Source organism: Bartonella sp. B39, from assembly GCF_053795145.1.
Genome location: NZ_CP200036.1, coordinates 1,788,263 through 1,812,463 on the forward strand (window position 1 = coordinate 1,788,263; position 24,201 = coordinate 1,812,463).

A 24,201-nucleotide genomic window follows, 5' to 3' on the forward strand; every position below is an offset into this window, starting at 1 on the left:
CTTAAAATAAAAAGAGAGAAAATTTCTTATGGATTTCTAAAACAGCCAGCGAAGTTTAACAAAAAACCTTGTTTTTACATACCCTCTTTAGAAACACTATGACGCCCAAAATCAGGGGCATCAATTTCTTGTCCCGCAGCAATAATATTGCGGCGCACAGCACGCGTACGCATAAAAAAATTAAACAGTGTATCACCATCCCCCACACGAATTGCTTGTTCTAAAGAAGCAAGCCCTTCACTAAAACGGCTCAACATTTCTAAGATGGCATCCTTATTATGCAAACAAATATCTCGCCACATAATAGGATCAGAAGATGCCAAACGGGTAAAGTCACGAAAACCTGAAGCGGAATAAGCAATCACTTCCGAATTCGTCACCTTTTCTAAATCGCTGGCCGTCCCAACAGTATTATAAGCAATCAAATGGGGCAAATGCGAAACAATAGCCAAAACAAGATCATGGTGCTTAGGATCCATCTTTTCGACACGCGCGCCACAAGCTTCCCAAAATGCTGTCAATTGCGCTATAGCCACAGTATCACTTTCAGCAAAAGGTGTTAAAATGCACCAACGATTTATAAACAAATCAGCAAAACCAGCATCTGGCCCAGAATATTCCGTTCCAGCAATTGGATGTCCTGGAATAAAATGAACCGTTTTTGGTAATAAAGGTGCCATTTCTGCAATCACCAACGCTTTTGTAGATCCAACATCACTCACAATCGCCCCCGGTTTTAAATGGTCACGAATAGTTTTTGCTATCTCCGCACTCGCTCCAACAGGAACAGAAACAATAACTAAATCCGCTCCTTCAACAGCTTCTGCATTATTCGTTGTATAAAAATCCCCAAGTTCCAATTCACGCGCCCTTTTCAATGTTTCTTTCCGACGCGTTGCAATAGAAATTTGAGCCGCGAGATTTTTCTTTTTAATCACTCTTGCTAAAGAAGAGCCAATAAGACCGATCCCAATGAGTGCTATTTTTTCAAACTGAATATGGAGCATCTTTCACCTTTAAAAACTCTTTTAAAACGACAACAAAGCACAAAATGTGCTAGTATATTTGTTCAAGAGTTGTGTATCAAACATTTAAAAAACCACAACAGACAAAAGAAAATGAATCATTAAATCATGCGCCATCCATTAATCATCTGCGCTGACTGTCCACAGATCATTTTTATTTGGAAAATGCCCCTATTTGTAAGAAAAAACGTAACTTTAAGCTCTAAAATTTGTCAATTCATTGCTTACAAACATTCACCGCCGCACAAAACACGAAATGCTTCATAAATTTTTGATCAATAATGATAAGCACTCTGCATAAAATATCACAAGTTTTATTCCCCAATAAGCTCCTCAAAGAATAAGAAAATATCAATATTTTTCAAAGTTCTTGGGCTACATCGCATAAAACTAAAGCGGAAACAATCAACATAGCTTTTTCAAATATTTAAAATTCTGCTAAAAAATGTAAAGAAAAGATGCTGTAATTCTATAAAATTCCTTCACTCACCCGATATCATAAATCAAGCAAATATGATGCAAACTCGCTCCATCAAAAAAGAAAGTTTGATAATAATAACACCTTTAAAATTCTTTTTATTATACAGAGTGATTGATAAAAATGATGTTAGTCTTTTATCAAATGCGCGGAACACGAAAAACAAACAATCATAGGAGGAAAATTTATTTCATAAAACTTTTAAGATCTTCAAATAAGCCTACACAAGTACAACTTAATATTTTAAGCCGCCATTCGACGTCGTGCAAAAATTGCCAGCCCTAACAAGGTCTGACGAATGATAGCCTCGCTCAAAAGCGGATTTTTACGGCTGTCTAAAACAGCATGCTGGATTCGTTCCATCGCATAAGAAATTTGTTTTCCTCCCCAATAACTCAAGGCACGTTCAACGTTTTTTTTCCGCTGAAAAAAAATTGGCGGCTGTGCTTGAGAAATCACTGTAAAAGCGCTTTTACCTTCAACATCTACTTGATAACGCAAAAGCTGTAATTGCTGAAAATGCCTTTGTGCAGTACTCAAAATAAAAAAAAGTGCACTTGGCATACTTGTATATCGGTTAAAATGCGCTTCAAAGCTTCGCACATCTCCCAGTAAAATAGCGTCAATCACCTCATCTTGAGAAAGTGCACTCACATCACTTACCACAGCTTTCACGTCTTCAAGAGCAATATGTGTTTTCTCCAAGGCGTAAAGACAGAGTTTTTCCAATTCACTACGTGAAACAAGATGATCTCCTCCCAAATGGTGGAGCAACCACTTGCGCGCATCCAAAGAAAGAGTCATTTTAAAATGGCCTAAGACTTCATCAATTAATGTATCAAGAGCACGGATATCGTCCGCAAAACAGGGTAAAGCCATCGCTATCAATGCCGGCTCAATAATATTGCGCAACCCTGTTCCTTTTTTCAAATCTCCTGCCTCAATGAGAATAAAGCTTTTTTCTGGTGGTTCTTTAATTAAAAGCTTCAAAGCTGTAAGGAAGTTTTTTTGATTGGCGCCGTTAGACACCCATATCAAACGATCACCACCAAAAAGCGACAAAGTTCGCGCTTCATCCCCCAATCGTGCAGGATCTTTATCAATCTCAGCCGCATCAATACGAACAGTGGAAAAAGGATCTTCTACATCTATCTTCGTGCACTTAATAAAACGCTGTACACGCTCGCAAACAAGACCACGATCAGGCCCATAAATGAGAACAATAGGAAAAGCACGCGAAAAGTGCGTTAAAAAATGATCAACTTCATGCGCTTTTTTCTGAGCCAAAACATTAATCCATTAAGAGTTCATCATCATCAAGAACTTCACCACGAACCTTTTGGAACATACCTATTAGATCACTTACATCCAACCCTTTACGTTCTTCTTGACACACATCAAAAATCACTTTCCCCCCATGCAACATCAGTGTGCGGTCTCCATGATCAAGAGCTTGACGCATAGAATGCGTCACCATAATAGTTGTTAATTTTTTCTCTTCAACAATTTTTTCTGTCAATTGCATGATAAAATCAGCCATTCCTGGATCTAATGCTGAAGTATGCTCATCAAGCAATAAAACATCCGCATGTGCTAAAGTAGCCATAACAAGACAAACCGCTTGACGTTGTCCTCCTGATAAACTGTCCATAGGATTGTGAATATACGCCTCAAGACCAATGCCTAATTTGGCAATTTCCTCACGAAAAAATTGCCGCTTTTCATAATTTAAAGCAGCACGCAAACCACGTCGACTCCCCCGAAGAGCTGCAAGAGCCAAATTTTCTTCAATTGTTAAAGAACCACAACTTCCCACTAACGAATCTTGAAAAACACAGGCAACTTTTCCAGCGCGTTCACTTACCGATTGCCTAGAAACATTTTGCCCATTAATCACCACTTTTCCTGTCATAGGAAAAATCGCACCCGCCAAAACACTAAGCAAAGTTGACTTACCAGCACCATTTGAACCAATAATCGTAACAAAACTACCCCGATCAATTTTAAGATTAATATCAATTAAGGCCTGTTTTTCCAAAGGCGTTTGTGGTTTAAAAGTAACTCCAACATGAGAGAATTCAATCATGTTTACGCCTCCCCCAATAGCGTGACACAGCAAGGGTTAAAATCACTAAAAGCGCGGTGATCAACTGAAGATCCGTTGATGTATCAATACCAATCCCTTGTGCCTCAAATGCGAACTGCACTGCCACACGGTAAAGAACAGATCCAACAATACAGCTGACAATAATCCAAAAGATATTGCGTGTACGAAATAATGTTTCACCAATAATAACAGCAGCCAAACCGAAAACAATCGTACCAGCTCCACCGGTAATATCAGTAGCAATCGCGGTTTGAATATAAAGAGAACCTCCAAGTGCAACACACGCATTTGAAAGCCCCATGCCAAAATAAATTAACGCCGACGTATGAACCCCTTGTGCTGTAGCCATACGCGGATTTGCTCCCATTGCGCGCATAGCAAGCCCCATCTCACTTTCTAAAAAGCGCCAAATCAAAAATGCTACAACCAGTAATACAAAACCAACAAAAATAGGACGCACAAAAATATCAGGCAAGCCGAATATATCATAAAAAGGGGTTAAAGCAGTATCAGCAAGTGCTAAATTAATATTAGATCCCCCCATAATCCCCATAATACGAAGATTAATTGTATAAAGCACTGACATTGTTAAAATTGAAGCCAAAAGATTTAAAATACCAAAATGCAAATTCAGCAAAGCCGTTACTAAACCAGCCATCATACCTGCGCAAAAAGCGGATGCCATAGCCGCCCATGCATTGAAACCTAAAAGAATAAAAACACCACAAACACATGATCCAAGAAGAAACGAACCATCAACAGTTAAATCAGGAAAATCTAAAACGCGAAAGGAGAGATAAACTCCAATTGCAACAAACGCGTAAATAAGACCTAATTCTACAGCACCAGAAAACGCAAATATATTCATCCAAAGAACACCCCCATGAAAACTTAAGTACTTTTACCATATCAACATCATGTTTATGGAAGCTTATTGAATAATCTTTGTCGCGCGTTCAATAACTGTCTGCGGAATAACAATACCAGCTTTTTTAGCTGCTGTCATATCAATACGGACATCATTATTTGCCGCCTGTACAACATCAATATCGCCAGGTTTTTCACCTTTTAGAATACGCACAACCAATTTCCCAGCTTCAACCCCTACATCATAGAAATTTACGCCCTGCGTCATAAAAGGACCTCTTCCCATAGAATTAGAATCGACAGTAAATAAAGGAATATTTACTTCCTGTGTAACTTTTGCTGCTCCCTCTAAAACAGAAAGAACCGTATTATCAGCGGGAACAAAAATGACATCCACTTTACCAATTAAAGCCCGCGTTGCCGCCTGAACATCAGAAGGCTTAGGTGCCGATGAAGGAATGACTTCAATTCCAACTTCGTTTGCTACATCTTTTAATATTTTCAATGTTGAAACAGAATTGGCTTCAGAGGCATTATAAAGATAACCAAGTTTTTTTAAATTTGGTTTCACTTCCTTTAAAAGTCTAAGACTTTGTGCAATATCTATACGATCAGAAGTTCCTGTCACATTGCTACCAGGTTTGGTAAGAGAAGAAACTATTTTTGCTCTGATAGGATCAGAAATTGCAGCAAAAACAATAGGAATTGTTTTTGTCGCTGCAAGCACTGTTTGTGCTGAAGGCGTGCTAATTGCAACAATCACATCAGGCTTATCACCAACAAATTTACGTGCAATCTGTGTTGCTGTAGAAATATTACCCTGCGCTGATAAAAAAGTGAGTTCTAAATTTTCACTCTCTTTATAACCGCTTTTCGCCAGCGCATCCTCCACCCCTTTGCGGACTTGATCTGCAGCAGGATGCAACATGATTTGTGTAATTGCCACCTTAACTTTTTCTGTTGTTTTTGCAAAGCTATTCATGGTAAAAGTAGCTACAATAGCAAAACACACACCTATTACTTTAAACCCCATCATTCTAAACATTGTTGCTCCACCTAAATTTGCAATAATCGCGCACAACAATTTATTGAAAAGCACCTTCAAAATCAATCTTTATTTCCATTTTTTAATATTGAAAAATAATTCACGTTGAAATGTTATTTTTTTGTTGCAATTCTCAGAAGCCTACGCCATACAAGCAGCATCCGAAGCAAGATACGTTTCGAATCGGTGAGCGGGTGTAGCTCAGGGGTAGAGCACAACCTTGCCAAGGTTGGGGTCGTGGGTTCGAATCCCATCGCCCGCTCCATGTGGGTCTAGCTTGTGTAGCTTGCCACTGTTGTGGATTGCCAGCAGGTTTTGTATATTTTGACACCAGGTTTTGTACCAATTTATTTTTTTTCACAGGGTTTTTTAAGGGGTTCTAAAAGGTCATTTAAAGACCCTTTTTATGAGTCTTTATTTTCTGTTAAAAATCACGATTTGATATGATCAGTTCTTCTTGCCACAATCACATGATTTGATACCTACAATTTGTAAGATCATGAGTGCATGAGCACCATAAAATTTTGTATAATTTGTATCGTATTTTGTAAAAAATACCTCTTTTTCAAAGAATTTTCATTTTTTCAAAGGGTTCTCAAAGGGTCTTCAAAGGCCTTTCAAAGGGTATTTAAAGAGCATTTCATGAGTCTTTTTTCTTTTCTTCTAAAAATCACAATTTGAAATGATGAGTTCTTGAGCCCAAGTCGGATTATTTGAGAAGCAGCATTTATAAGATGTAGTGACCTCTTTTAGTCAAATTGACTGATAATTTTTCTGTATCATAAGCACATTACTAAAGAGACAAATGTTTAAGCAATTGGGTCAAGTTGACCGAATTGCTCTTCAGTATGCAATTGTGCAATGTTTGCACTATTGCTCTTTTAGGAATTGGATAAACATTACCCCATTGCTGTACTCATGCAATTGGATCAAGCTGTCCCTATTCTTCTCTCCCACCCAAAATGCAAACATTGCATTTTGATTTCAGGAGGCATCACGACAGATCAAAGGTGCAAGGTGCACCTTTGATGTTCCATTTTCGTCAAACGGAATATAGCTGCAAAACAAATCGCAAAGTGAAGATTCTTTTTTGATAATCAATTGCTTCATACATTCTTCCATAACTCATAAAAATGGTGAAGTGGTCCTCGACCTTTCCCTACTTGCAAAGCACTTGAAGCAGATAAAGCTCCATTCAAATAATCTTTTGCTTGTTTAACTGCACAAACCAAAGGCTGCGTAGGCAACAAAGCTGCAATCGCAGCTGAAATAGTACAACCTGTACCGTGATCATGAGTAGTTGCAAAACGAGAGGCTTCAAGCATAACAAAACCTTCACAATCACAGTAAAGATCCGGACTAGAATAATCATGATTCACTGTACTTTTTCTGGCAAGAGTGCTCAAATGTCCACCCTTCAACAGAACTGCATTACAACCTAGAGCCAAAAGCTGTGGACCATATTGATACATAGCATTTAACGACCACTGCACTTCACATCCCAACAACATAGCTGCTTCAGGCAAATTTGGCGTGATCAAAGTTGACATCGGCACAAGAACATTACGCATAATTTCAATCGTGTCAGGCTTTAAAAGGACATCGCCACTTTTTGCAACCATAACGGGATCAAAAACAATGACACGCGCTTTATGATAAGCAAGACGCTCTGCTATAATCTGCGCAATCTGAGCATTTGCCACCATACCAATTTTAACGGCATCAACATGAATATCTTCAAAAACAGAATCAATTTGATCAGCAACAAAAGAAGCGTCCAACGCCTGAAAAGCACGTACGCCTTGTGTATTTTGTGCAACAACAGCTGTAACCACACTCATGCCATAGGCTTTCATAGCTGAAAAAACTTTCAGATCCGCTTGCATTCCAGCGCCACCAGAAGGATCAGTTCCGGCAATAGATAAAATCCGTGGAATAAAAAGATTACCTTGTTCAACCTGTAATTTCATCAGCCTCTTTCCTTATGTTTTTAAATGTCGAAAACTAAATTCTCAAAAAATAGATGTTTGAAAAAGCATAAAGAGAGATGTTTTCTCACATAAAATACGTTATATATGCAGTTTTCTTGTAGATATAAAATGGAAAATGTAGTGCTCATCTTTCGTTCTCTTCTTTTTACGTTTGCTTTTTATATAACTACTTTTATACAAATGATTCTTTATGCTCCCATCTATTTTTTAATGCCACGCAAAAAAGCGTGGATTGTCCCCAAAACATGGGCGCGCATCACACTCCTTTTGCAAAAATACATTGCAGGCACAAACTATAAAATTGAAGGATTAGAAAATCTCCCTAAAGGAGCCTATATCATTGCTCCAAAGCATCAATCTGCATGGGAGACCTTCGGCCTTATCCCCTATTTTGATGATCCCGCTCTCATTCTAAAACGTGAACTGACATGGATTCCATTCTTTGGCTGGTACATGGCAAAAACACAAATTATCCCAATTAACCGAACGACGCCCATTAAAGCCTTAAAAACCATCATACAAAAATCTAAAGAAAAAGCGAAACAAGGGCGTCAAATTTTGATCTTTCCCGAAGGGACACGCCGACAGCCAGGTAAAGAACCAGATTATAAATCAGGGATTGTTGCTCTCTACAGTGAATTGGGACTTCAAGTTGTTCCTATTGCGCACAATGCTGGTTTATATTGGCCACGCAACAATTTTCGCCGCTACCCTGGAACAATCCGTGTCCGCATTCTTCCCCCTATAGAGTCTGGTTTAAGCAAACGTGATTTCCTAGACCAACTCGTCCAAAAAACAGAACAAGCCTGTGATGAATTGCTTTTGTTAGCAGCCCAAGATCCTAGCTCTCCACCTATGCCACCCTGTGCTATTAAAAGGCTTCAAGAACTTAAATCGTTATGAATCAATACTGTGATTTATAGTGATAGTTTATTACTTTTCATATTGAATTGAGAGTATAGAACAGGAGATATTTATTTTCCTATTTTAGGAATGAAGCATAAAAATTTGCTTACAGCTTACAAAAGAAAACAGCATGTAAACAAAAAACATTTGAAAAAAATGAATATACCTCTTATGTACACTCTCAAGTGCAAAAGCAATCAAAATATTGGAAGTTAGCAAACAGAGCGCAATGCTAGCTTGTACTTTTATAAGCACAAAGAAATGACGTGCCCCATAGACTTTATGTTGTACTATTTGCGAGCAGCGCTAAAAAATGGAACTAAGACGAAGTAAAATATTTCTTCGAAGAAAACGCATAGATAAGCAACATAATGGCATATTGTTCTTTAAGAAGAACATGATAAACAAAAGGGAAAGCGTTGCGCAATATCCATTGTAAAAAAAATGTTGCTGCAGATATTTTTGCAAACTGCAAAATTGAACACAAGGGGGAAAAGTAAAGACAAATACTAATTTTATCTCAGAAGAAAAACGAAGACAGTATCAACAGTATTAACCATTTGCTCTCTATATAATAGACTTAAAAGCTTTGTGTACTACATGAAAACAGTTCTAAATCACTAATAAGAAGGAATTGGATTTAAACTTAATGCCACGACTTTTCACTCATCTATTTTCATTTTTTATTTTGAGTTTGACCAACTCTCTTGCTTTGGCACAACCTTTTATATCTGTTGATGTCACAACTAAACGTATCTTAGAGCATAATCAAGCTTTTGAGCGTTGGTATCCAGCCTCCTTAACAAAATTAATGACTGCTTATGTCATTTTCCGTGCCATGAGCCGAGGGGAAATTTCAGCCAACAAGCACATCACCATCAGTGAATATGCAGCAAAAGCTCCTGCACATCGATCAGGTTATAGAGCAGGTTCCGTTCTTACACTTGATACAGCCTTAAGTATTACTTTAGTGACTTCCACTAACGATTTAGCGATTGCCATGAGTGAAGCAGTTGCTGGTTCACAAGAAGCTTTTGTAAAAAAAATGAATGCTGAAGCTCAACGCTTAAGAATGTTTGGAACGCATTTTGCTAATGCAAGTGGGTTACCAGACCCATCCAATTACTCCACAGCACGCGATATTGCTCTTTTAGCGATTCAGATTCGTCGTGAATTTCCTCAATATGCCCATTATTTTTCTATTCCAGCCATTGATTTTGGTAACAAACGAAAAATCCAGCCCAATTCAAACAACCTCATTGGCCGTTTTGATGGAATAGACGGCATGAAAACAGGCTTTATTTGTGCCTCTGGTTTCAATCTTGTTGCCTCAGCAACCCGCAACAAACGCACAATTATTGCTGTTGTTTTAGGATCTAACAACGTAAGTGAAAGAGAAGAAAAAGCCGCACAATTGCTTGAGACAGGATTTTTACATGAAGGTACGTCTCAATTAACACTTGCAACTCTAAAACCCTATGGTACCAAGAGAACAAAAGTAAGCGATATGAAACAACAAATATGTACTCCTGAAGCCATAAAAATGCATGCGAACTCTTATGATGATCAAGGAAAAGTTATCCTCACCTCACCTTTTATCACTGCTTCACCTTCTTCTGTAATTCCTTTACAAGTACAGCTCATTAGTGCACCAAAGGAACCTAAAATCACAGTAAAACCGCTAAAAAACTTTACATTCCGCGTAAAAAACTAACAAATCTCTCTGTAAAAAAGGCAATAAATCACGGTCGGGGATAAGCATGAAAATAAAGCGCATTCCACTCACGCTTATTACCGGATTTTTAGGCTCTGGCAAAACAACTTTGCTCAACCATATGCTACGCAATCCTCTCTTGGCTGATAGTGCTGTTATCATCAATGAATTCGGCGAAGTAAGTATTGACCACCTTCTGGTTGAAAAAACGACAGAAGGGATTATCGAACTCGCAAATGGTTGCTTATGCTGCAATTTGCGCAGTGATCTCATCGATACATTAACAGATTTAATTAATCGCATTCAGACAGGACACCTCAAACAACTCAATCACATTATCATTGAAACAACAGGGATGGCTGATCCAGCCCCTATTTTACAAGCTCTTCTAAGCCACCCACTCCTAACTCAAACATTGTCTATCAGCACTGTCCTTGCAACATTTGATACATTAAACACACTTTCCATACTTGAACACTATCCGGAAATACAAAAACAGTTAGCACTTGCTGATAAAATTATCCTCACAAAAACAGACATGGCTGCCTCAAAAACACTTTCAAACACGCTCTCTAATACACTCAAAACAATTAATCCTACAGCGCAAATTATAGATGTCCACTCTGACCATTGCTGTGCAAATTCATTAATAGGTAAAACATTTTGGGATGGAAAAGAAGAAAATGCACAACTTAAACAATGGAGCGCTTCTACTCCCCATCATCATGCTCACAACTGGACCATACGCGCTTTTTCACTAGACTGTGAAGAGCTTATGGATTATGCTACCCTTGATGCTTTTTTAGATCTTCTAAAAAATCTTTATGGTGCAAAGTTATTACGGATTAAAGCAATTATTGCATTGCGTGATGATCCAAACCGCCCTCTTATATTACACGGTGTGCAGACATTTTTCCATCCCCCCAAAAGACTTCCAGCATGGCCAAAAGGAATCATACAAACGCGTTTTGTTATCATTGCCGATGGTGTTGAAAAAGAAGCGATACAAAAACTCTTCAATGCTTTTTTAAACAAGCCAGCAATAGATACTGCAGACAAAACCGCCATATTGGAAAATCCCCTGATTATTCCAGGAATCAAATTCTAATTTTTCCTGTAATTTTCAAGAAAGAAAAATCTTTTATGAACAATACCAGCGCTTTTCGAACAGACTTTACTGCATTGCGCTATAAACACTAGCCTATCATTTAATCTCCTCCTCACCATAAATGACGAAAATTCTTATCCATCATCGATCTTTAGTCAGGCTAATTTTTACTTGAATAGATTCTACTTTTTCATTATTTGTATGATTCATTTCACAGGTTCACTGAGCAAGTATTGCCCCCTGAATATTTCATTCAGCTATACATTTTTATACTTTGTTGATGCAAAAAACAAACATCCGACAAAAACGATATGCTATATTTTTAATATGCGTAAACACACCATATATCACCTTATTTAAAAACATCACAGATAAAAGGCAAAAAACAAGTCTAAAGAAGCTCCATTTTACGATAAAATGGTATTCATGGCGTTAGAGCACCTGAAACCCTATAAACGCCATGATTGAAAACGTAACGTTTTTCATAAACATCAACCGTTGGAGGTTTACGATTTTCCTCAAAGAAATCATAACCTTCTTTAAGCATAACCCAAAATTGATAATGAGGGTCAGCGCGATGACGCTCCATATTGGAATCAGTCATACGGAATGGAAAAGCCTGCAACTGAAATTCTCTCTGCCCACCTCTAAAAGCATCTCGTGCAAAAGCATAAATCTGTGCCATATTTTTATCACTCATAGAATAACAACCAGCGGAAAAGCAAGAACCATGCACCATAAGATTGCTTCCTGTACGACCATGCGCCTGATCATAAAGGTTTGGAAAACCTATATTAAAGGAAAGGTAATATTTTGAGTAAGGATTCATTTGGTTTGCAGTAATGGTATAAAAACCTTCCGGCGTTTGTAGATCTCCTTCTTTATATTTAGGTCCAAGCTGCCCTGACCATTTGCAAATGCCATAGCGAGCTACAAGCACAAAAGGCCCTGAACGAGACTGCTTCCAAATTTCAGCAACATTTTCCTCCTTAAAAAATCGCATCATTATTGGCGCATATGGATCAATATCATAAAGAACCATTCTATTTTGGATTTCTTTCGGTAGCGGCTGTTCAACTTTAGCGCGAATAGAAGCTGGCAACCTTCCCTCACATGCGGTCAATATTCCAATTACAAACAAAACACACACTGCGAGGAATCTGTTTAATATCATCGAATAAAACTCCAATTTATCCCCTTACAAAGAATAACTTATGCCAGAGATCTACCAATTTGAAGATATTTTTCCCAACGGTCTTGTTTAAGAACTTCGCCACCTTTGCCAGCCATAGACTCTAAAGCAGCAGATATAACATCACCCGTTGCATCAATCACGGCCTCTTTACCGCGATGTGCTCCTCCTAAAGGCTCAGGAATAATGCCATCAATAATCTTTAACCGGTACAAATCTTGAGCGGTAATACGCATATTTGTCGCAGCATCCTTTGCACGGGTTGAATCACGCCATAAAATAGAAGCTGCTCCTTCAGGGGAAATAACAGAATAAATTGCATGTTCTAACATATAAACTTTGTTAGCCGCTGCGATTGCTATTGCTCCCCCTGAACCGCCTTCTCCAATAACAACCGAAACAACAGGAACTTTTAAGCGCAAAGTTGCTGCTGTTGATTGAGCAATTGCTTCTGCTTGACCGCGTTCTTCAGCACTCACACCAGGATAAGCACCTGCTGTATCGACAAAAGTGAGGAGCGGCAAACCGAAACGATCAGCCATTTCCATAATACGTACAGCTTTGCGATACCCTTCTGGACGTGCAGAACCAAAATTATAGCGCAAACGTGTTTGCGTATCGTGGCCTTTTTCTTGACCTACGTATGCAATTGCTTCTCCTTTAAAGCGTGCAAATCCAGCTTGAATAGCTTCATCTTCAGCAAACTTGCGATCTCCTGCCAAAGGTGTAACATCATTGAGCAAACGCGCAGCATAGTCCATAAAATGGGGACGATCAGGATGTCGAGCCACTTGTGTTTTCTGCCATGGCGATAACTTTTTATAAATATCGCGCAATGCTGTTTGAGAACGTTTTTCAAGACGCGCAATCTCGTCGCTCATATCAAGACTGCCTTCTTCTTGAGAAATCTGCTTTAATTCAAGAATTTTTCCATCGAGATCAGCAACTGGTTTTTCAAAATCAAGATAATTATACATTGTACCTAACTTATTTGGTGCCATTTATACACTTATAAACTGTTTTATAAAGTATTTTTCAAAAACATCTCCTTTTTCTTTACTGAGCCTTCTGCTCATCGGCAAGTGGATGATGCTCATTAACTAAACGATAAAGATTTTCTTCCAATACATGTGTGTAAATTTGAGTGGTAGAAATGTCAGAATGACCTAACAAATGCTGAACTGTACGTAAATCGGCACCATTTTGCAAAAGATGACTAGCAAAAGCATGGCGTAATACATGGGGAGAAAAGTTACTACTTTTTATTCCTGATCTACTTGCGAGATTTTTCAACTCCCGTGCAATGACTTGTCGAGCAATATACCCTGTCTTCGAATGCGCAGGAAAAAGATAAAGACTCTCTGCATCTTTTCCTTTATCACGCAAATTTAACCACTGCGAAAGAACTTGGCATGCTTTTTTTGATAAAAGCACCATTCGTTCTTTTTTGCCCTTACCGCGAATCAAAATACTGCAACCCTTCCCCCGTACAGCCTGCACTGGAAGACTCACCAACTCACTAATACGCACCCCTGTTGCATACAGCATTTCAATCACCAACTGAAGACGCAATGCACGAAAATGATTATTTGACCCATAATTTGCTCGTTTCACTTCAAACTCTGCCAAATCAAGCAATTTTGTTACCGCATCCTCACTGATAATCTTGGGCAAAGGGCGCCCCTGACGAGGTGCATCAATATCATGAGAGGGGTCATCTGCTCTCAACCCCTCTGCGTAAAGAAATTGATAAAACTGACGCAAAGTCGATAAACGACGCGCTTGTGAAGACGCTGTAAAACCGAGAGTATGCATAAGGGACAAAAGACCAATTAAATCTTCTTTTTGTGCTGAAAAAAGCGAAACAGAGTGTGAAGACAATTCATCTTGTGCCCACTGCAAATCATGCTGATAAGCCGCAAGCGTGTGTGTAGAAGCTCCTCTTTCAGCACTCATCATCTCAAGAAAATGATCTATCACATCGCTATCTTTCATTTATTGATTCGCTTTCGAAGAAAGATTCGATGAATCTAAAGGAACATCGATATACATGTCTACAGTTACTGGTTCAACCCAAACCACGAGAGCGATCGCTATACTGAAAAGAACAGCAAGAAAAATAAAAAGAGTCATCAAAAATCTGGTCAATGTTGGCATAAGATAATAAACTATTCCCAAAGTACTTCACCTCTTGTCATACCTTACAAAGATTAACAGGAATTGACTTTAAGGCAGATAAATGCCGAAATAAAGTTATGAAAATCAATCGATCTAAACAAATTCCGATCATACAAGTAAAGAAGCAACTCTTATCAGCTCTTGATAAACGAGCACTTGTCCTTGTAGGTCTTATGGGAGCAGGCAAATCAGTGATCGGAAAACGCGTCGCCACCATGCTCCGTTTACCCTTTTATGATTCCGATCAAGAGATTGAAAAAGCTGCACAAATGACAATCATAGAACTTTTTAAAATTTATGGTGAATCAGAATTCCGCGCTCTTGAACAACGTGTTATTTTAAACCTCATGAAAAAAAGTCCTCTTGTTTTAGCAACAGGTGGTGGTGCCTATATAAACGAAAATATTCGTAAATCCATTCATCAAAATGGTATATCCATATGGCTAAAAGTTGACCTTGATATCCTCATGAAACGTGTTTCGAAGCGCCCAACACGCCCCCTGCTTCAAACAGCCAATCCTAAAGAAATCATGCAAAAACTCATGGAACAGCGTTATCCGATCTATGCAAAAGCAAACTTAACAATTAACAGTCATAAAGAAAGCTGTCACACTGTAGCACAAAATGTCATACGATCTATACAGCACTACCTATACACAGAAATTAACAATAGGAACAACCAGCATGCAAGCCAAGACCGTTACTGTTAAACTAGATAAGCACTGTTATAATATAATCATTGGTCCGGATTTAATTGCACAAGCTGCCTCACACATTAAGTGTTCTCTTAACCAAAAAGGTTTTCAGACGCGTTTAGCTGTTGTTACAGATACAAATGTTGCATCTCTCCACTTGGCTACACTGCAAGAAGAATTAACAAAAAACGAAATTTATGCTTTTCCAATCATCGTAGAAGCAGGAGAGCAATCAAAATCCTTTTCAACGCTGCAAAAAGTCATCGACCAAATTCTTTCTGCACGTCTAGAAAGAAGCGATTTCGTTATTGCCTTTGGTGGTGGCGTCATTGGCGATCTAGCAGGTTTTGCCGCAAGCATCATACGCCGTGGTATGAACTTCATTCAGATGCCGACAACGCTTCTAGCACAAATTGACTCCTCCGTTGGTGGAAAAACTGGAATCAATAGCCAATATGGTAAAAACCTTATTGGTGCTTTTTATCAACCACAATGCGTTATTGCTGACACATGTCTTCTTGATACCCTACCACCGCGCGAATTTCGTGCTGGCTACGCAGAAATGGTTAAATATGGCCTTATTAACCAACCTGATTTTTTTGAGTGGCTTGAAAAAAACGGGCAGAAAGTTTTTTCTAATGGCCCAATACGAACAGAAGCTATTGTCCGCTCATGCCAATTTAAAGCCGACATTGTAGCACGCGATGAATACGAAACAGGAGAACGCGCACTCTTAAATCTTGGCCATACATTTGGACACATGCTTGAAACAGCAACCGCCTATGACTCAAACCGTCTAATTCATGGTGAAGCTGTAGCAATTGGAATGATTCTAGCGCATCAATTCTCTGCTCAACTAAATTTAATAAGCACCACACTCACACAACGTATTGAAGCACACCTTAAAGCAATAGGATTACCTACACAGCTAAAGGATATCCCGGGGAAGTTACCAGATGCTGAAATGCTGATGACTCTCATTGCTCAAGATAAAAAAGTCTCGCAAAACAATTTAACCTTCATCTTAACACGCGGACTTGGCCAATCATTTATTGCAAAAAATGTTTCACCAGATGCAATCTTGACATTTCTGGAACAAAAATTAGCAGAAATTCGTTAATTCATATTGAATATAATTGATTCGTTTTTATACTTCCATTAAAGGAATAGGTATGATGATGTCTGCGTAGCTCAGTAGGATAGAGCACAGGATTCCTAAAGAAATTGGGCGCCTTAAGGAGAAATCCTCAAAGTGGATCTGCTCAAATTCGGGGAAAGCTTCATAGGAGACTATATGCCAATCCCGAGCCAAGTCTCTCCTCAAATGAGAGAAAGGTGTAGAGACTGAACGGGCAGCACCTAAAGAGCTAAAGGCTTCAAGGTGAAGAGACAGTCCAGACCACGAACAGCCGATAAGGCTGGCGGTGAAAATCGAAGTGGTATGAATCCTGGGGTCGCAGGTTCGAATCCTGCCGTAGACACCATCGTATCAATCAAATAATTCTTTGTGCACAATATAGGAATATAGGGAAGCATTATGAAAAAAACTTTACATATTTTAGGATTTTTCACCGCTTTAAGTTTATCACTCTTCAACTCAATTAGTGCCTTTGCTGGCTCTTTGGTCATTGAGGTACCAGACAATCCAGAGCCAAAAACAGAGACCATTACCTACCAGTGCGATACTGGAACAAGTAAAGAACGCGTTGAAGCAACCTATATCAATGCTGGTAATATTTCGTTGGTTGATTTCAAATGGAAAGATAGACGCGTCATCGCTTCCAATGTAATCTCCGCTTCTGGAGCGAAATATATGGGAGACATATATGTTTGGTGGACAAAAAAAGACGAAGTCACACTTTATGATCTTATTAATGATCCAGAAGAAAAAAAACCCATCCTCTGTAAGGATGAATCAACGTTATTATTCTAATTAATTGAGGAAGCATCATGAAAAAACTCTACTCGTTTTAGGATTTTTAGTCTCTTTAAATCTATCGCTCTTCAACTCAATCAGCGCCTTTGCTGGCTCTTTAATCATTGAGGTACCAGACAATCCAGAGCCAAAAACAGAGAATATTACCTACCAGTGCGATACTGGAACAAGTAAAGAACGCGTTGAAGCAATTTACCACAATGCTGATAATATTTCGTTGGTTGATTTCAAATGGAAAAGCGATCGCGTTATCGCTGCCAACACAATCACCACCACGGGAACAAAATACGCTGGAGCTCATTATATCTGGTGGAAAACCAACAACGAAGTCATACTTTATGATCTTATTAATGATCCAGAAGAAAAAAACCCCATCTTCTGTAAGGATGAATCAATGCTATTATTCTAATTAATTAAGGAAACATCATGAAAAAAACTCTACTCGTTTTAGGATTTTTAGTCCCTTTAAATCTATCACTCTTCAACTCAATCGGCGCCTTTGCTGGCTCTTTAGTCATTGAGGTACCAGACGATCCGCAACCAACAACAGAAACCATTGCCTATAAATGTGATACTGGAACAAGTAAAGAACGCGTTGAAGCAACCTATCTCAATGCTGATAATATTTCGTTAGTTGATTTCAAATGGAAAGATAGACGCGTCATTGCTTCCAATGTAATCTCCGCTTCTGGAGTGAAATATATGGGAGACATATATGTTTGGTGGACAAAAAAAGACGAAGCCATACTTTATGATCTCATTAATGATCCAAAGGAAGAGAAGCCAATCCACTGTGTAGAAGAAAAAGATAAAGATATAAAATAAGCTGTTGCACATGAAACCGTACTGGCTCTAATCGTATGATATCTCTTTTGATGCGGACGTTTGTTTTTTTGCCCGATGCGACAAAAGAGCCAGTGGCTTTTCTAATTCGTTTTCTGATTTTTCTAATTCGTTTTCCAACTTTTCTAATTCGTTTTCCGAATGGTGTCGATAAGCCGCTGCCTGTGACACCAACATGGAAGCTACCGGTATTGTCACAAGTAAAAAAATCATCAATAATATTTCATGAAACACAAAATGATGATCCACAAACGTTGAATAAATAAACGAAGAAATGAGAATACTACCAGTACCCCAACTCGTACTCAACGAAAGCATATGCAAACGCTTATAAAAACTGGAAAGACGTACCAACCCTATCGTCCCAATCAATGTGAGGCCAGATCCCAATATCAAAAAAACTGTGACAGTAATAGCAACTATAAGCGATACATCATCCTTCATTCAATAATTTCTCCCCGCATTAAAAATTTTGCCAAAGCAATACTCGATACAGGACCTAAAAGCCCAATGATGAGAGCTGCTACAAAATAAATGGTTGTTCCTGAACGAATATCAAATGTAAGAAACAAAAGAACAGTAGTTGTATAAAGAGCATCCAAACCCACAATCCGATCCTGCGCCCGTGGACCACGAATCAATCGAAACAGCGCGAGAATCATTGCCAAACTTAAAAAAAACTGCGAGAGAAAAATCCCCCAATAAAGGATCATCATACTCATGAGAAAATCTCCAAAATCAATTGCTCATACCGTTGTTTGATAACCTGTTGATAATTATATTCATTTTTAAAATTTAAAACATGAAGCAAAAGTTCACCATTTTTTTTATTATAGGCAATCCAGACGGTTCCTGGAGTTACCGCAAGGACGCATGCTAAAACAGCCAAAGCGGTAGGGCTCTCGAGCAAAAGAGGCACCACAATAAAACCAGACTGCTGTTTTTGAGACCTTTTTGTTAAAACAAAGTAAGCCACTGAAACATTTGAAATTATAGAATCGACAAACATGCGAAAAATCAGACGAAAAACTGCCCGCCAATTTTTAATAGTGATCTTTTCCGGCTCAAGAATCCGCATCACCCAACCGCTAAACAAAGCAATTATAATCCCCAAAAGCAATTGACTTAAACTAAACCCGTTTAAGGTCAACCACATAAAAACAATTACCACACTGAAAAAAGGGAAAGGACAAAAATGATTCATTGATTCATCTCCCTATTTTCGAGAGAAAAATCATCTAAAACACTTCCAATATAATTCTGAGGATCATGCAAAGTTTTAGCAGTTTCAGACATATAATGACCAACAGGATTGGCTACAATTGTCATAAGAAAACACAAAGCAAGGAGAAGAACAATAGGTGCAAATTCAATCATCTGCACACGTGGAACCCTCCCTTCAAGAGAAACCCAAAAAGTTCGAATACCCGTTCGTGTTAAAGCAATCAAAGCCGCAAAACCAGAGATGGTCACAAAAACCACAAAAAACCAATCATGGTAAACCGGTATAGAAGCAGAAAAATCCTCTTTACTGTGATTTAAAATTGCCATGAACATCATAAATTTAGCAACAAAACCAGAAAAGGGTGGCAACCCAATAATTAAAATGGCACAGATACCAAAACAAGCCCCAAGAATTGCTAAGGTTACCGGCAAATAGGTGCCAATTTCATCTTCTTCCTCTTCTTCATCGTCACCATACACTTCCATTGTAACAGCTAAAACATTAGCAGCCACATCTTGACAGCGTTCAACCAATTCCACCAGAAGAAAAAAAGCGCCAAGTGCTAAAGTTGAAGAAACAATATAAAAGAGTGCTCCCGCTGTTAGGGCTGCATTGCCCATCCCAATTGCTGCCAACAATGTACCAGAAGATACAAGAACACTATAAGCTGCCAAACGTACCAAAACTTGGCTAGCCAATACCCCAATAAAACCAAAAATCATGGTGGCGAGCCCACCATAAAACAAAACCGTATGACCAAAATGGTTAAAATATCCACTTTCAAGATCAAACCATAGTAGTGTTAGACGTAAAATAATATAAATACCCACCTTGCTCAAAAGTGCAAAAGAAGCTCCAACAGGTGCTGCCGCAGCACTGTAAGTCGGCATCAACCAAAAATTAAGTGGCCACATACCCGCTTTAAGTAAAAAGGCTACACCCAAAAGCGCAGCACCTATTTCGAATAAAACAATATCTTCAGCAGCTATACGTTTTATTTTAACAGCTAAATCGGCCATATTAAGAGTGCCAACGACTCCATAAATGAGTGCTGTACCAACTAAAAAAAGCAACGAAGCAACAAGATTAACCACAACATAATGCAACCCTGCACGCACACGCAACTGACCAGAACCATGCAATGCAAGCCCATAAGAAGCTGTTAACATCACTTCAAAAAACACAAATAAATTGAACAAATCACCTGTCAAAAAAGCGCCGTTTACTCCGACCATGAAAAATTGCATCAGTGACTGAAAATGAGAACCAGCTTTGTACCAATGAGCCTGTGCAAAAACTAGCGCGGCAGTAATCACTAAGCTGGAAAGTAAAAGCATCATAGCACTTAAACGATCAAGAACCAAAATAATTCCGAAGGGAGAGGGCCAATTGCCAAGCCGATAAACCTCCGATGCGGGCGCTATTTCAAGAGTACGTAGAATCAATAAAATAGCAGTAACGATCGACAATCCCGCAGAAGAAAGACTAATCAATGATTTAAATTTCGAACGGCGTTCATCATAGAAAAGAAGAACCGCTCCAGTGCTTAACGGTAAAAGAATAGGCAAAATAAGAAGATGCTGCACGCAGGATTCCATCACTGCACCTCACGTCCATCAACGTGATCTGAACCTGTTAATCCCCGTGAAACCAGAAGGATAACCAAAAATAAAGCTGTCGTCGCAAAACCAATCACTATCGCTGTCAAAACCAAAGCTTGTGGGAGAGGATCAACGTAATTAGCTGGATTGATCACCGTGGAAGGATCAACAATCGGTGCAGCATTGCTACGCGGTCTACTCATTGAAAACATAAAAAGATTGACACCGTAGGAGATCAAAGACAAACCAAGAATGACTTGAAAAGTTCGTGGACGTAAAATAAGCCAAATGCCTGATCCAACAAGAACACCGATACCTAAAGAAAGAATAATTTCCATTAATTTTCCTTCTCTTTTACACTCGGTTTTTTACCAATTCGGTAACTACGAATTGATTGGTGTGCCAGTGCAATTAAAATAAGAACAGTTGCTCCCAACACAAGAGAAAACACGCCAAAATCAAACAAAAAAGCAGACGCCACGGGAATATTCCCAATCAACGGAAGATGCGCATATTGAAAAAATGAGGTTAAAAAAGGATATCCAACGAACCAAGACCCCACCCCCGTTGCAACTGACAGCAGCAAGCCAAATCCCATCCAACGTAAAGGTAAAACCCTCAAACGATTTTCCACCCAACGAATATCACGTGCAAGATATTGCAAAATAAAGCCTATCGCTAAAGTTACACCACCGACAAATCCGCCTCCTGGAAGGTCATGCCCTCGCATAAATAAATAAACAGAAAAAACGATAATAACCGGAAAGAGCCAACCCATAATAACAGCAGGAACAACAAGATAGTTCAATATTGTATCCCCCAGATTCCGATCAGGCTGCGCCATATCAAAAGCTTTCTGAATACGTTGTTGAAAAGGTGCATCAATACTTTCAGGAGCAGGACGAAACCGTCGTAAAAGGGCAAAAACAGTGAGTGAGACAACACCCAAAACCACAATTTCTCCCATGGTATCAAAACCACGAAAATCCACCAACAACACATTCACAACATTTCGACCACCAGCACCAGAATAAGCATTCTTCAGAAAAAAATCAGAAACTGTTGTACCTTGAGGGCGTGTCATCATTGCAAAGGAAAGCCATGCCATACCAACACCTCCTACAAGTGCCATAATGAAATCACGGATACGACGCAAGCGCACAAAAAAACGAACAGGCGTTGGAGTAGGATGATGCAAACGCTTAGGCAACCATCGCAAACCAAGCAATAATAAAACGACTGTTACAACCTCAACAACCAATTGAGTTATTGCTAAATCAGGTGCAGAAAGCCATAAAAAGGTTGCACAAGTCATCAAGCCGGCTCCTCCCAAGAGCATGAGTGACGCAAGGCGGTGAAACTTTGCTTGCCAAGCAACTAAAAGTGCACACAATCCACCGACCAACCAAAGAGCGAGAAAAGGAATATCAAGTGGAAAAAGCGGTAACGAACCTGCTGAAATGAGACCATCACTCCAAAGCAAAAGAACAACAAATGCAAAACACACCCAAAAAATCCAATGCAACTGTATTTGCAAACGGCGTGTTGACAAAACAGATTCCACCGCCCGTGCCCATTTCCAAGAAATAATCACGAGAATGCGTTCAAAAATACGCGGTCCATTCAAGTGACGAAAAAAAGGAGGCCCATCATCACAGGATAAAAAATAATGATGCCCGACAGCATAGAGTAATCCACCTCCTAATAAAGCAACAAAACTCATCATTAGTGGAGTATTAAAGCCATGCCAAACAGCCAAATTATAAGGGATTGCCATCGACCCTAGAACAGAGACAACTGCATTATCCAAAATAGGCCCTATTGTTAAATTAGGGAAAATACCAACTGCCAAACAAATAAATACCAAAAATTCCATCGGTAAACGCATAAAATGCGGTGGTTCATGTGGAGTTTTGGGTAAATTAACGGGTTTTGACCCTAAAAAGACACCATGAATAAAGCGTATAGAGTAGGTCACACTAAAAAGGCTAGCCAGCGTTGCCACATAAGGTGCAATCCAATCGAGCCATGATTCCATATGCGTTTCAACCGCCTCAGCAAAAAACATCTCTTTCGATAAAAAACCATTCAACAAAGGAACTCCGGCCATTGCTGCACTCGCTACTAAAGCTAGAGTTGCTGTGATAGGCATAGAGCGATAAAGACCTGTTAGCTTACGCATATCGCGTGTCCCCGTTTCGTGATCAATAATACCGGCTGCCATAAATAAAGAAGCTTTAAAAGTAGCATGATTAGCCATATGAAAGATCGCCGCGACACATGCCAGTGGGCTACCAAGACTTAAAAGTGTGGTAATCAATCCAAGATGACTAATGGTTGAATAAGCAAGCAGCCCTTTCAAGTCTTGCTGAAACATGGAAAAATAAGCACCAAGAAGCAATGTTGAGAGTCCTGAAAAGCCAACCAGCCAAAACCAAGATTCTGTCCCGGATAACACTGGCCATAAACGAACAAGCAAAAACAATCCTGCTTTCACCATTGTCGCCGAATGCAAATAAGACGATACGGGCGTTGGAGCAGCCATCGCATTAGGCAGCCAAAAATGAAACGGAAACTGCGCGCTTTTTGTTAATCCTCCCAATAAAATACAAACAAGGACAGGGCTATAAAGAGAACTTGACCGAATCATATCTCCAGACTGCAGCACCTTATCCAAATCAAAACTGCCAACAATATACCCAACCAATAAAACCCCAATAAAAAGGGCAAAACCACCAAAACCTGTGATTGTTAAAGCCATACGTGCACCATCACGCGCACTGGCATTATGATACCAATAGCCAATCAACAAAAAAGAAAAAATGCTGGTGAGTTCCCAGAAAATAACCAAAAAAACGAGATTGCCTGATAAGACTATTCCTGTCATTGATCCCATAAAAGCCAGAAAAAAGGAAAAAAAACGCGGTACAGAATCCGCTGGATCCATGTAATAACGTGAATAAATGACAACAAGCAGCCCAATTCCTGTAATAAGCAAGCAAAAAAGCCACGACAGACCGTCCATACGGAGGATCAAATCAGTCCCCCATTCTGGAAGCCAAGAAATATCTAAACGCACTACGCGATTTCCACGAACTTCCGGATAAAGCATTATTGTAAAAAGAAGACTGAAAAGTGCAATGACCCCAGCGAACCATGCTTCATTATTTTTTGCTGTCGAGCGAAAAAAGCCAATGATAGCACTTCCACAAAAGGGAAGCAAAACGAGCAATATCAACATTGCTTCCCGTGTTATCATTCTTCAAACTCCATTTTGCTTTAATATTTTG

The 24,201-nt window shown here is 39.1% G+C and carries 23 protein-coding genes, 1 tRNA gene and 2 pseudogenes; 9 read left to right on the top strand and 17 right to left on the bottom strand.

The genetic code is table 11. The features are described 5' to 3' along the window. Positions 1-74: 74 nt before the first annotated feature. The 5 genes from V4P57_RS08180 to V4P57_RS08200 all read right to left on the bottom strand — a co-directional run bounded on the left by V4P57_RS08180 (position 75) and on the right by V4P57_RS08200 (position 5,522). Complete coding sequence (locus V4P57_RS08180) at positions 75-1,007, bottom strand: prephenate/arogenate dehydrogenase family protein (RefSeq protein WP_455466035.1); 933 nt, start codon at positions 1,005-1,007, stop codon at positions 75-77. A gap of 739 nt (positions 1,008-1,746) precedes the next feature. Further along, the gene (holA, locus tag V4P57_RS08185; protein WP_455466036.1) at positions 1,747-2,790 is read right to left on the bottom strand and encodes a DNA polymerase III subunit delta; all 1,044 of its coding nucleotides are present in this window, start codon (positions 2,788-2,790) and stop codon (positions 1,747-1,749) included. A 4-nt stretch (positions 2,791-2,794) separates the two neighbouring features. After that, complete coding sequence (locus V4P57_RS08190) at positions 2,795-3,589, bottom strand: ABC transporter ATP-binding protein (RefSeq protein ID WP_455466037.1); 795 nt, start codon at positions 3,587-3,589, stop codon at positions 2,795-2,797. Beyond that, positions 3,582-4,478 carry an ABC transporter permease gene (locus V4P57_RS08195; RefSeq protein ID WP_455466038.1) on the bottom strand — a complete coding sequence of 299 codons (897 nt, stop codon included), beginning with the start codon at positions 4,476-4,478 and terminating at the stop codon, positions 3,582-3,584. Before V4P57_RS08195 ends, V4P57_RS08190 begins: the two co-directional genes overlap by 8 nt. A 63-nt stretch (positions 4,479-4,541) precedes the next feature. After that, entirely contained in the window at positions 4,542-5,522 is a 981-nt protein-coding gene (locus tag V4P57_RS08200) for an ABC transporter substrate-binding protein (RefSeq protein WP_455466990.1), read from the bottom strand. 190 nt (positions 5,523-5,712) lie between these two features. Between V4P57_RS08200 and V4P57_RS08205 the strand changes: the two genes are divergently transcribed. After that, positions 5,713-5,787, top strand: a tRNA-Gly gene (locus tag V4P57_RS08205). Positions 5,788-6,185: 398 nt separating this feature from the next. Here the strand turns inward: V4P57_RS08205 and V4P57_RS08210 are convergent. The 3 genes and pseudogenes from V4P57_RS08210 to thiD all read right to left on the bottom strand — a co-directional run. Next, positions 6,186-6,298 (bottom strand): annotated as a pseudogene (locus V4P57_RS08210) (DNA adenine methylase); the annotation flags it as partial. Positions 6,299-6,506: 208 nt separating this feature from the next. After that, the gene (locus V4P57_RS08215; protein WP_455466039.1) at positions 6,507-6,632 is read right to left on the bottom strand and encodes a hypothetical protein; all 126 of its coding nucleotides are present in this window, start codon (positions 6,630-6,632) and stop codon (positions 6,507-6,509) included. Next, the gene (gene thiD / locus V4P57_RS08220) at positions 6,629-7,492 is read right to left on the bottom strand and encodes a bifunctional hydroxymethylpyrimidine kinase/phosphomethylpyrimidine kinase (protein WP_455466040.1); all 864 of its coding nucleotides are present in this window, start codon (positions 7,490-7,492) and stop codon (positions 6,629-6,631) included. Before thiD ends, V4P57_RS08215 begins: the two co-directional genes overlap by 4 nt. Positions 7,493-7,621: 129 nt before the next feature. Between thiD and V4P57_RS08225 the strand changes: the two genes are divergently transcribed. The 3 genes and pseudogenes from V4P57_RS08225 (at position 7,622) to V4P57_RS08235 (ending at position 11,241) form a co-directional block, all read left to right on the top strand. Further along, positions 7,622-8,416 (top strand): lysophospholipid acyltransferase family protein, encoded by a 795-nt coding sequence (locus V4P57_RS08225; protein WP_455466042.1) that lies wholly within the window; start codon positions 7,622-7,624, stop codon positions 8,414-8,416. A 652-nt stretch (positions 8,417-9,068) separates the two neighbouring features. After that, positions 9,069-10,177: pseudogene (locus tag V4P57_RS08230) on the top strand (D-alanyl-D-alanine carboxypeptidase family protein). 2 nt (positions 10,178-10,179) lie between these two features. Beyond that, entirely contained in the window at positions 10,180-11,241 is a 1,062-nt protein-coding gene (locus V4P57_RS08235) for a CobW family GTP-binding protein (RefSeq protein WP_455466043.1), read from the top strand. Positions 11,242-11,665: 424 nt separating this feature from the next. On the opposite strand, the gene V4P57_RS08240 is transcribed toward V4P57_RS08235, so the two are convergent. The 3 genes from V4P57_RS08240 to V4P57_RS08250 form a co-directional block, all read right to left on the bottom strand. After that, complete coding sequence (locus V4P57_RS08240) at positions 11,666-12,415, bottom strand: L,D-transpeptidase family protein (protein WP_455466044.1); 750 nt, start codon at positions 12,413-12,415, stop codon at positions 11,666-11,668. Between the two features lie 38 nt (positions 12,416-12,453). After that, the gene (locus V4P57_RS08245) at positions 12,454-13,410 is read right to left on the bottom strand and encodes an acetyl-CoA carboxylase carboxyltransferase subunit alpha (RefSeq protein ID WP_455466991.1); all 957 of its coding nucleotides are present in this window, start codon (positions 13,408-13,410) and stop codon (positions 12,454-12,456) included. A gap of 79 nt (positions 13,411-13,489) precedes the next feature. Further along, the gene (locus V4P57_RS08250; protein WP_455466045.1) at positions 13,490-14,428 is read right to left on the bottom strand and encodes a site-specific tyrosine recombinase XerD; all 939 of its coding nucleotides are present in this window, start codon (positions 14,426-14,428) and stop codon (positions 13,490-13,492) included. A 260-nt stretch (positions 14,429-14,688) separates the two neighbouring features. On the opposite strand from V4P57_RS08250, the gene V4P57_RS08255 reads away from it, so the two are divergent. The 5 genes from V4P57_RS08255 to V4P57_RS08275 all read left to right on the top strand — a co-directional run bounded on the left by V4P57_RS08255 (position 14,689) and on the right by V4P57_RS08275 (position 18,067). Beyond that, positions 14,689-15,321, top strand: coding sequence for a shikimate kinase (locus tag V4P57_RS08255; RefSeq protein ID WP_455466046.1), 633 nt, complete (start codon positions 14,689-14,691; stop codon positions 15,319-15,321). Further along, positions 15,296-16,426: a 3-dehydroquinate synthase gene (aroB, locus tag V4P57_RS08260; RefSeq protein WP_455466047.1), complete on the top strand. Its 1,131-nt coding sequence runs from the start codon at positions 15,296-15,298 to the stop codon at positions 16,424-16,426. Before V4P57_RS08255 ends, aroB begins: the two co-directional genes overlap by 26 nt. Before the next feature lie 417 nt (positions 16,427-16,843). Continuing rightward, the gene (locus V4P57_RS08265) at positions 16,844-17,239 is read left to right on the top strand and encodes an MliC family protein (protein WP_455466048.1); all 396 of its coding nucleotides are present in this window, start codon (positions 16,844-16,846) and stop codon (positions 17,237-17,239) included. Between the two features lie 4 nt (positions 17,240-17,243). Next, positions 17,244-17,651, top strand: a complete 408-nt coding sequence (locus V4P57_RS08270) for an MliC family protein (protein ID WP_455466049.1) — start codon at positions 17,244-17,246, stop codon at positions 17,649-17,651. A 17-nt stretch (positions 17,652-17,668) separates the two neighbouring features. Then, positions 17,669-18,067: an MliC family protein gene (locus V4P57_RS08275; RefSeq protein ID WP_455466050.1), complete on the top strand. Its 399-nt coding sequence runs from the start codon at positions 17,669-17,671 to the stop codon at positions 18,065-18,067. Between the two features lie 27 nt (positions 18,068-18,094). Here V4P57_RS08275 and mnhG read toward each other — a convergent pair whose 3' ends face one another. From mnhG to V4P57_RS08305, 6 genes are read right to left on the bottom strand one after another with little or no spacing between them, the layout of a single operon-like run. Beyond that, positions 18,095-18,529, bottom strand: a complete 435-nt coding sequence (gene mnhG, locus V4P57_RS08280) for a monovalent cation/H(+) antiporter subunit G (RefSeq protein WP_455466051.1) — start codon at positions 18,527-18,529, stop codon at positions 18,095-18,097. Next, the gene (locus tag V4P57_RS08285) at positions 18,526-18,807 is read right to left on the bottom strand and encodes a K+/H+ antiporter subunit F (protein WP_455466052.1); all 282 of its coding nucleotides are present in this window, start codon (positions 18,805-18,807) and stop codon (positions 18,526-18,528) included. The genes mnhG and V4P57_RS08285 overlap by 4 nt, the downstream gene beginning before the upstream one ends. After that, positions 18,804-19,289 (bottom strand): Na+/H+ antiporter subunit E, encoded by a 486-nt coding sequence (locus tag V4P57_RS08290; protein ID WP_455466053.1) that lies wholly within the window; start codon positions 19,287-19,289, stop codon positions 18,804-18,806. The genes V4P57_RS08285 and V4P57_RS08290 overlap by 4 nt, the downstream gene beginning before the upstream one ends. Continuing rightward, entirely contained in the window at positions 19,286-20,908 is a 1,623-nt protein-coding gene (locus V4P57_RS08295) for a monovalent cation/H+ antiporter subunit D (protein WP_455466054.1), read from the bottom strand. The genes V4P57_RS08290 and V4P57_RS08295 overlap by 4 nt, the downstream gene beginning before the upstream one ends. Continuing rightward, a complete protein-coding gene (locus V4P57_RS08300) occupies positions 20,908-21,249 on the bottom strand; it encodes a Na+/H+ antiporter subunit C (protein ID WP_455466055.1) in 342 nt (113 codons plus the stop codon). Before V4P57_RS08300 ends, V4P57_RS08295 begins: the two co-directional genes overlap by 1 nt. Then, positions 21,249-24,170, bottom strand: coding sequence for a monovalent cation/H+ antiporter subunit A (locus V4P57_RS08305; RefSeq protein WP_455466056.1), 2,922 nt, complete (start codon positions 24,168-24,170; stop codon positions 21,249-21,251). Before V4P57_RS08305 ends, V4P57_RS08300 begins: the two co-directional genes overlap by 1 nt. Between the last annotated feature and the right edge of the window lie 31 nt (positions 24,171-24,201).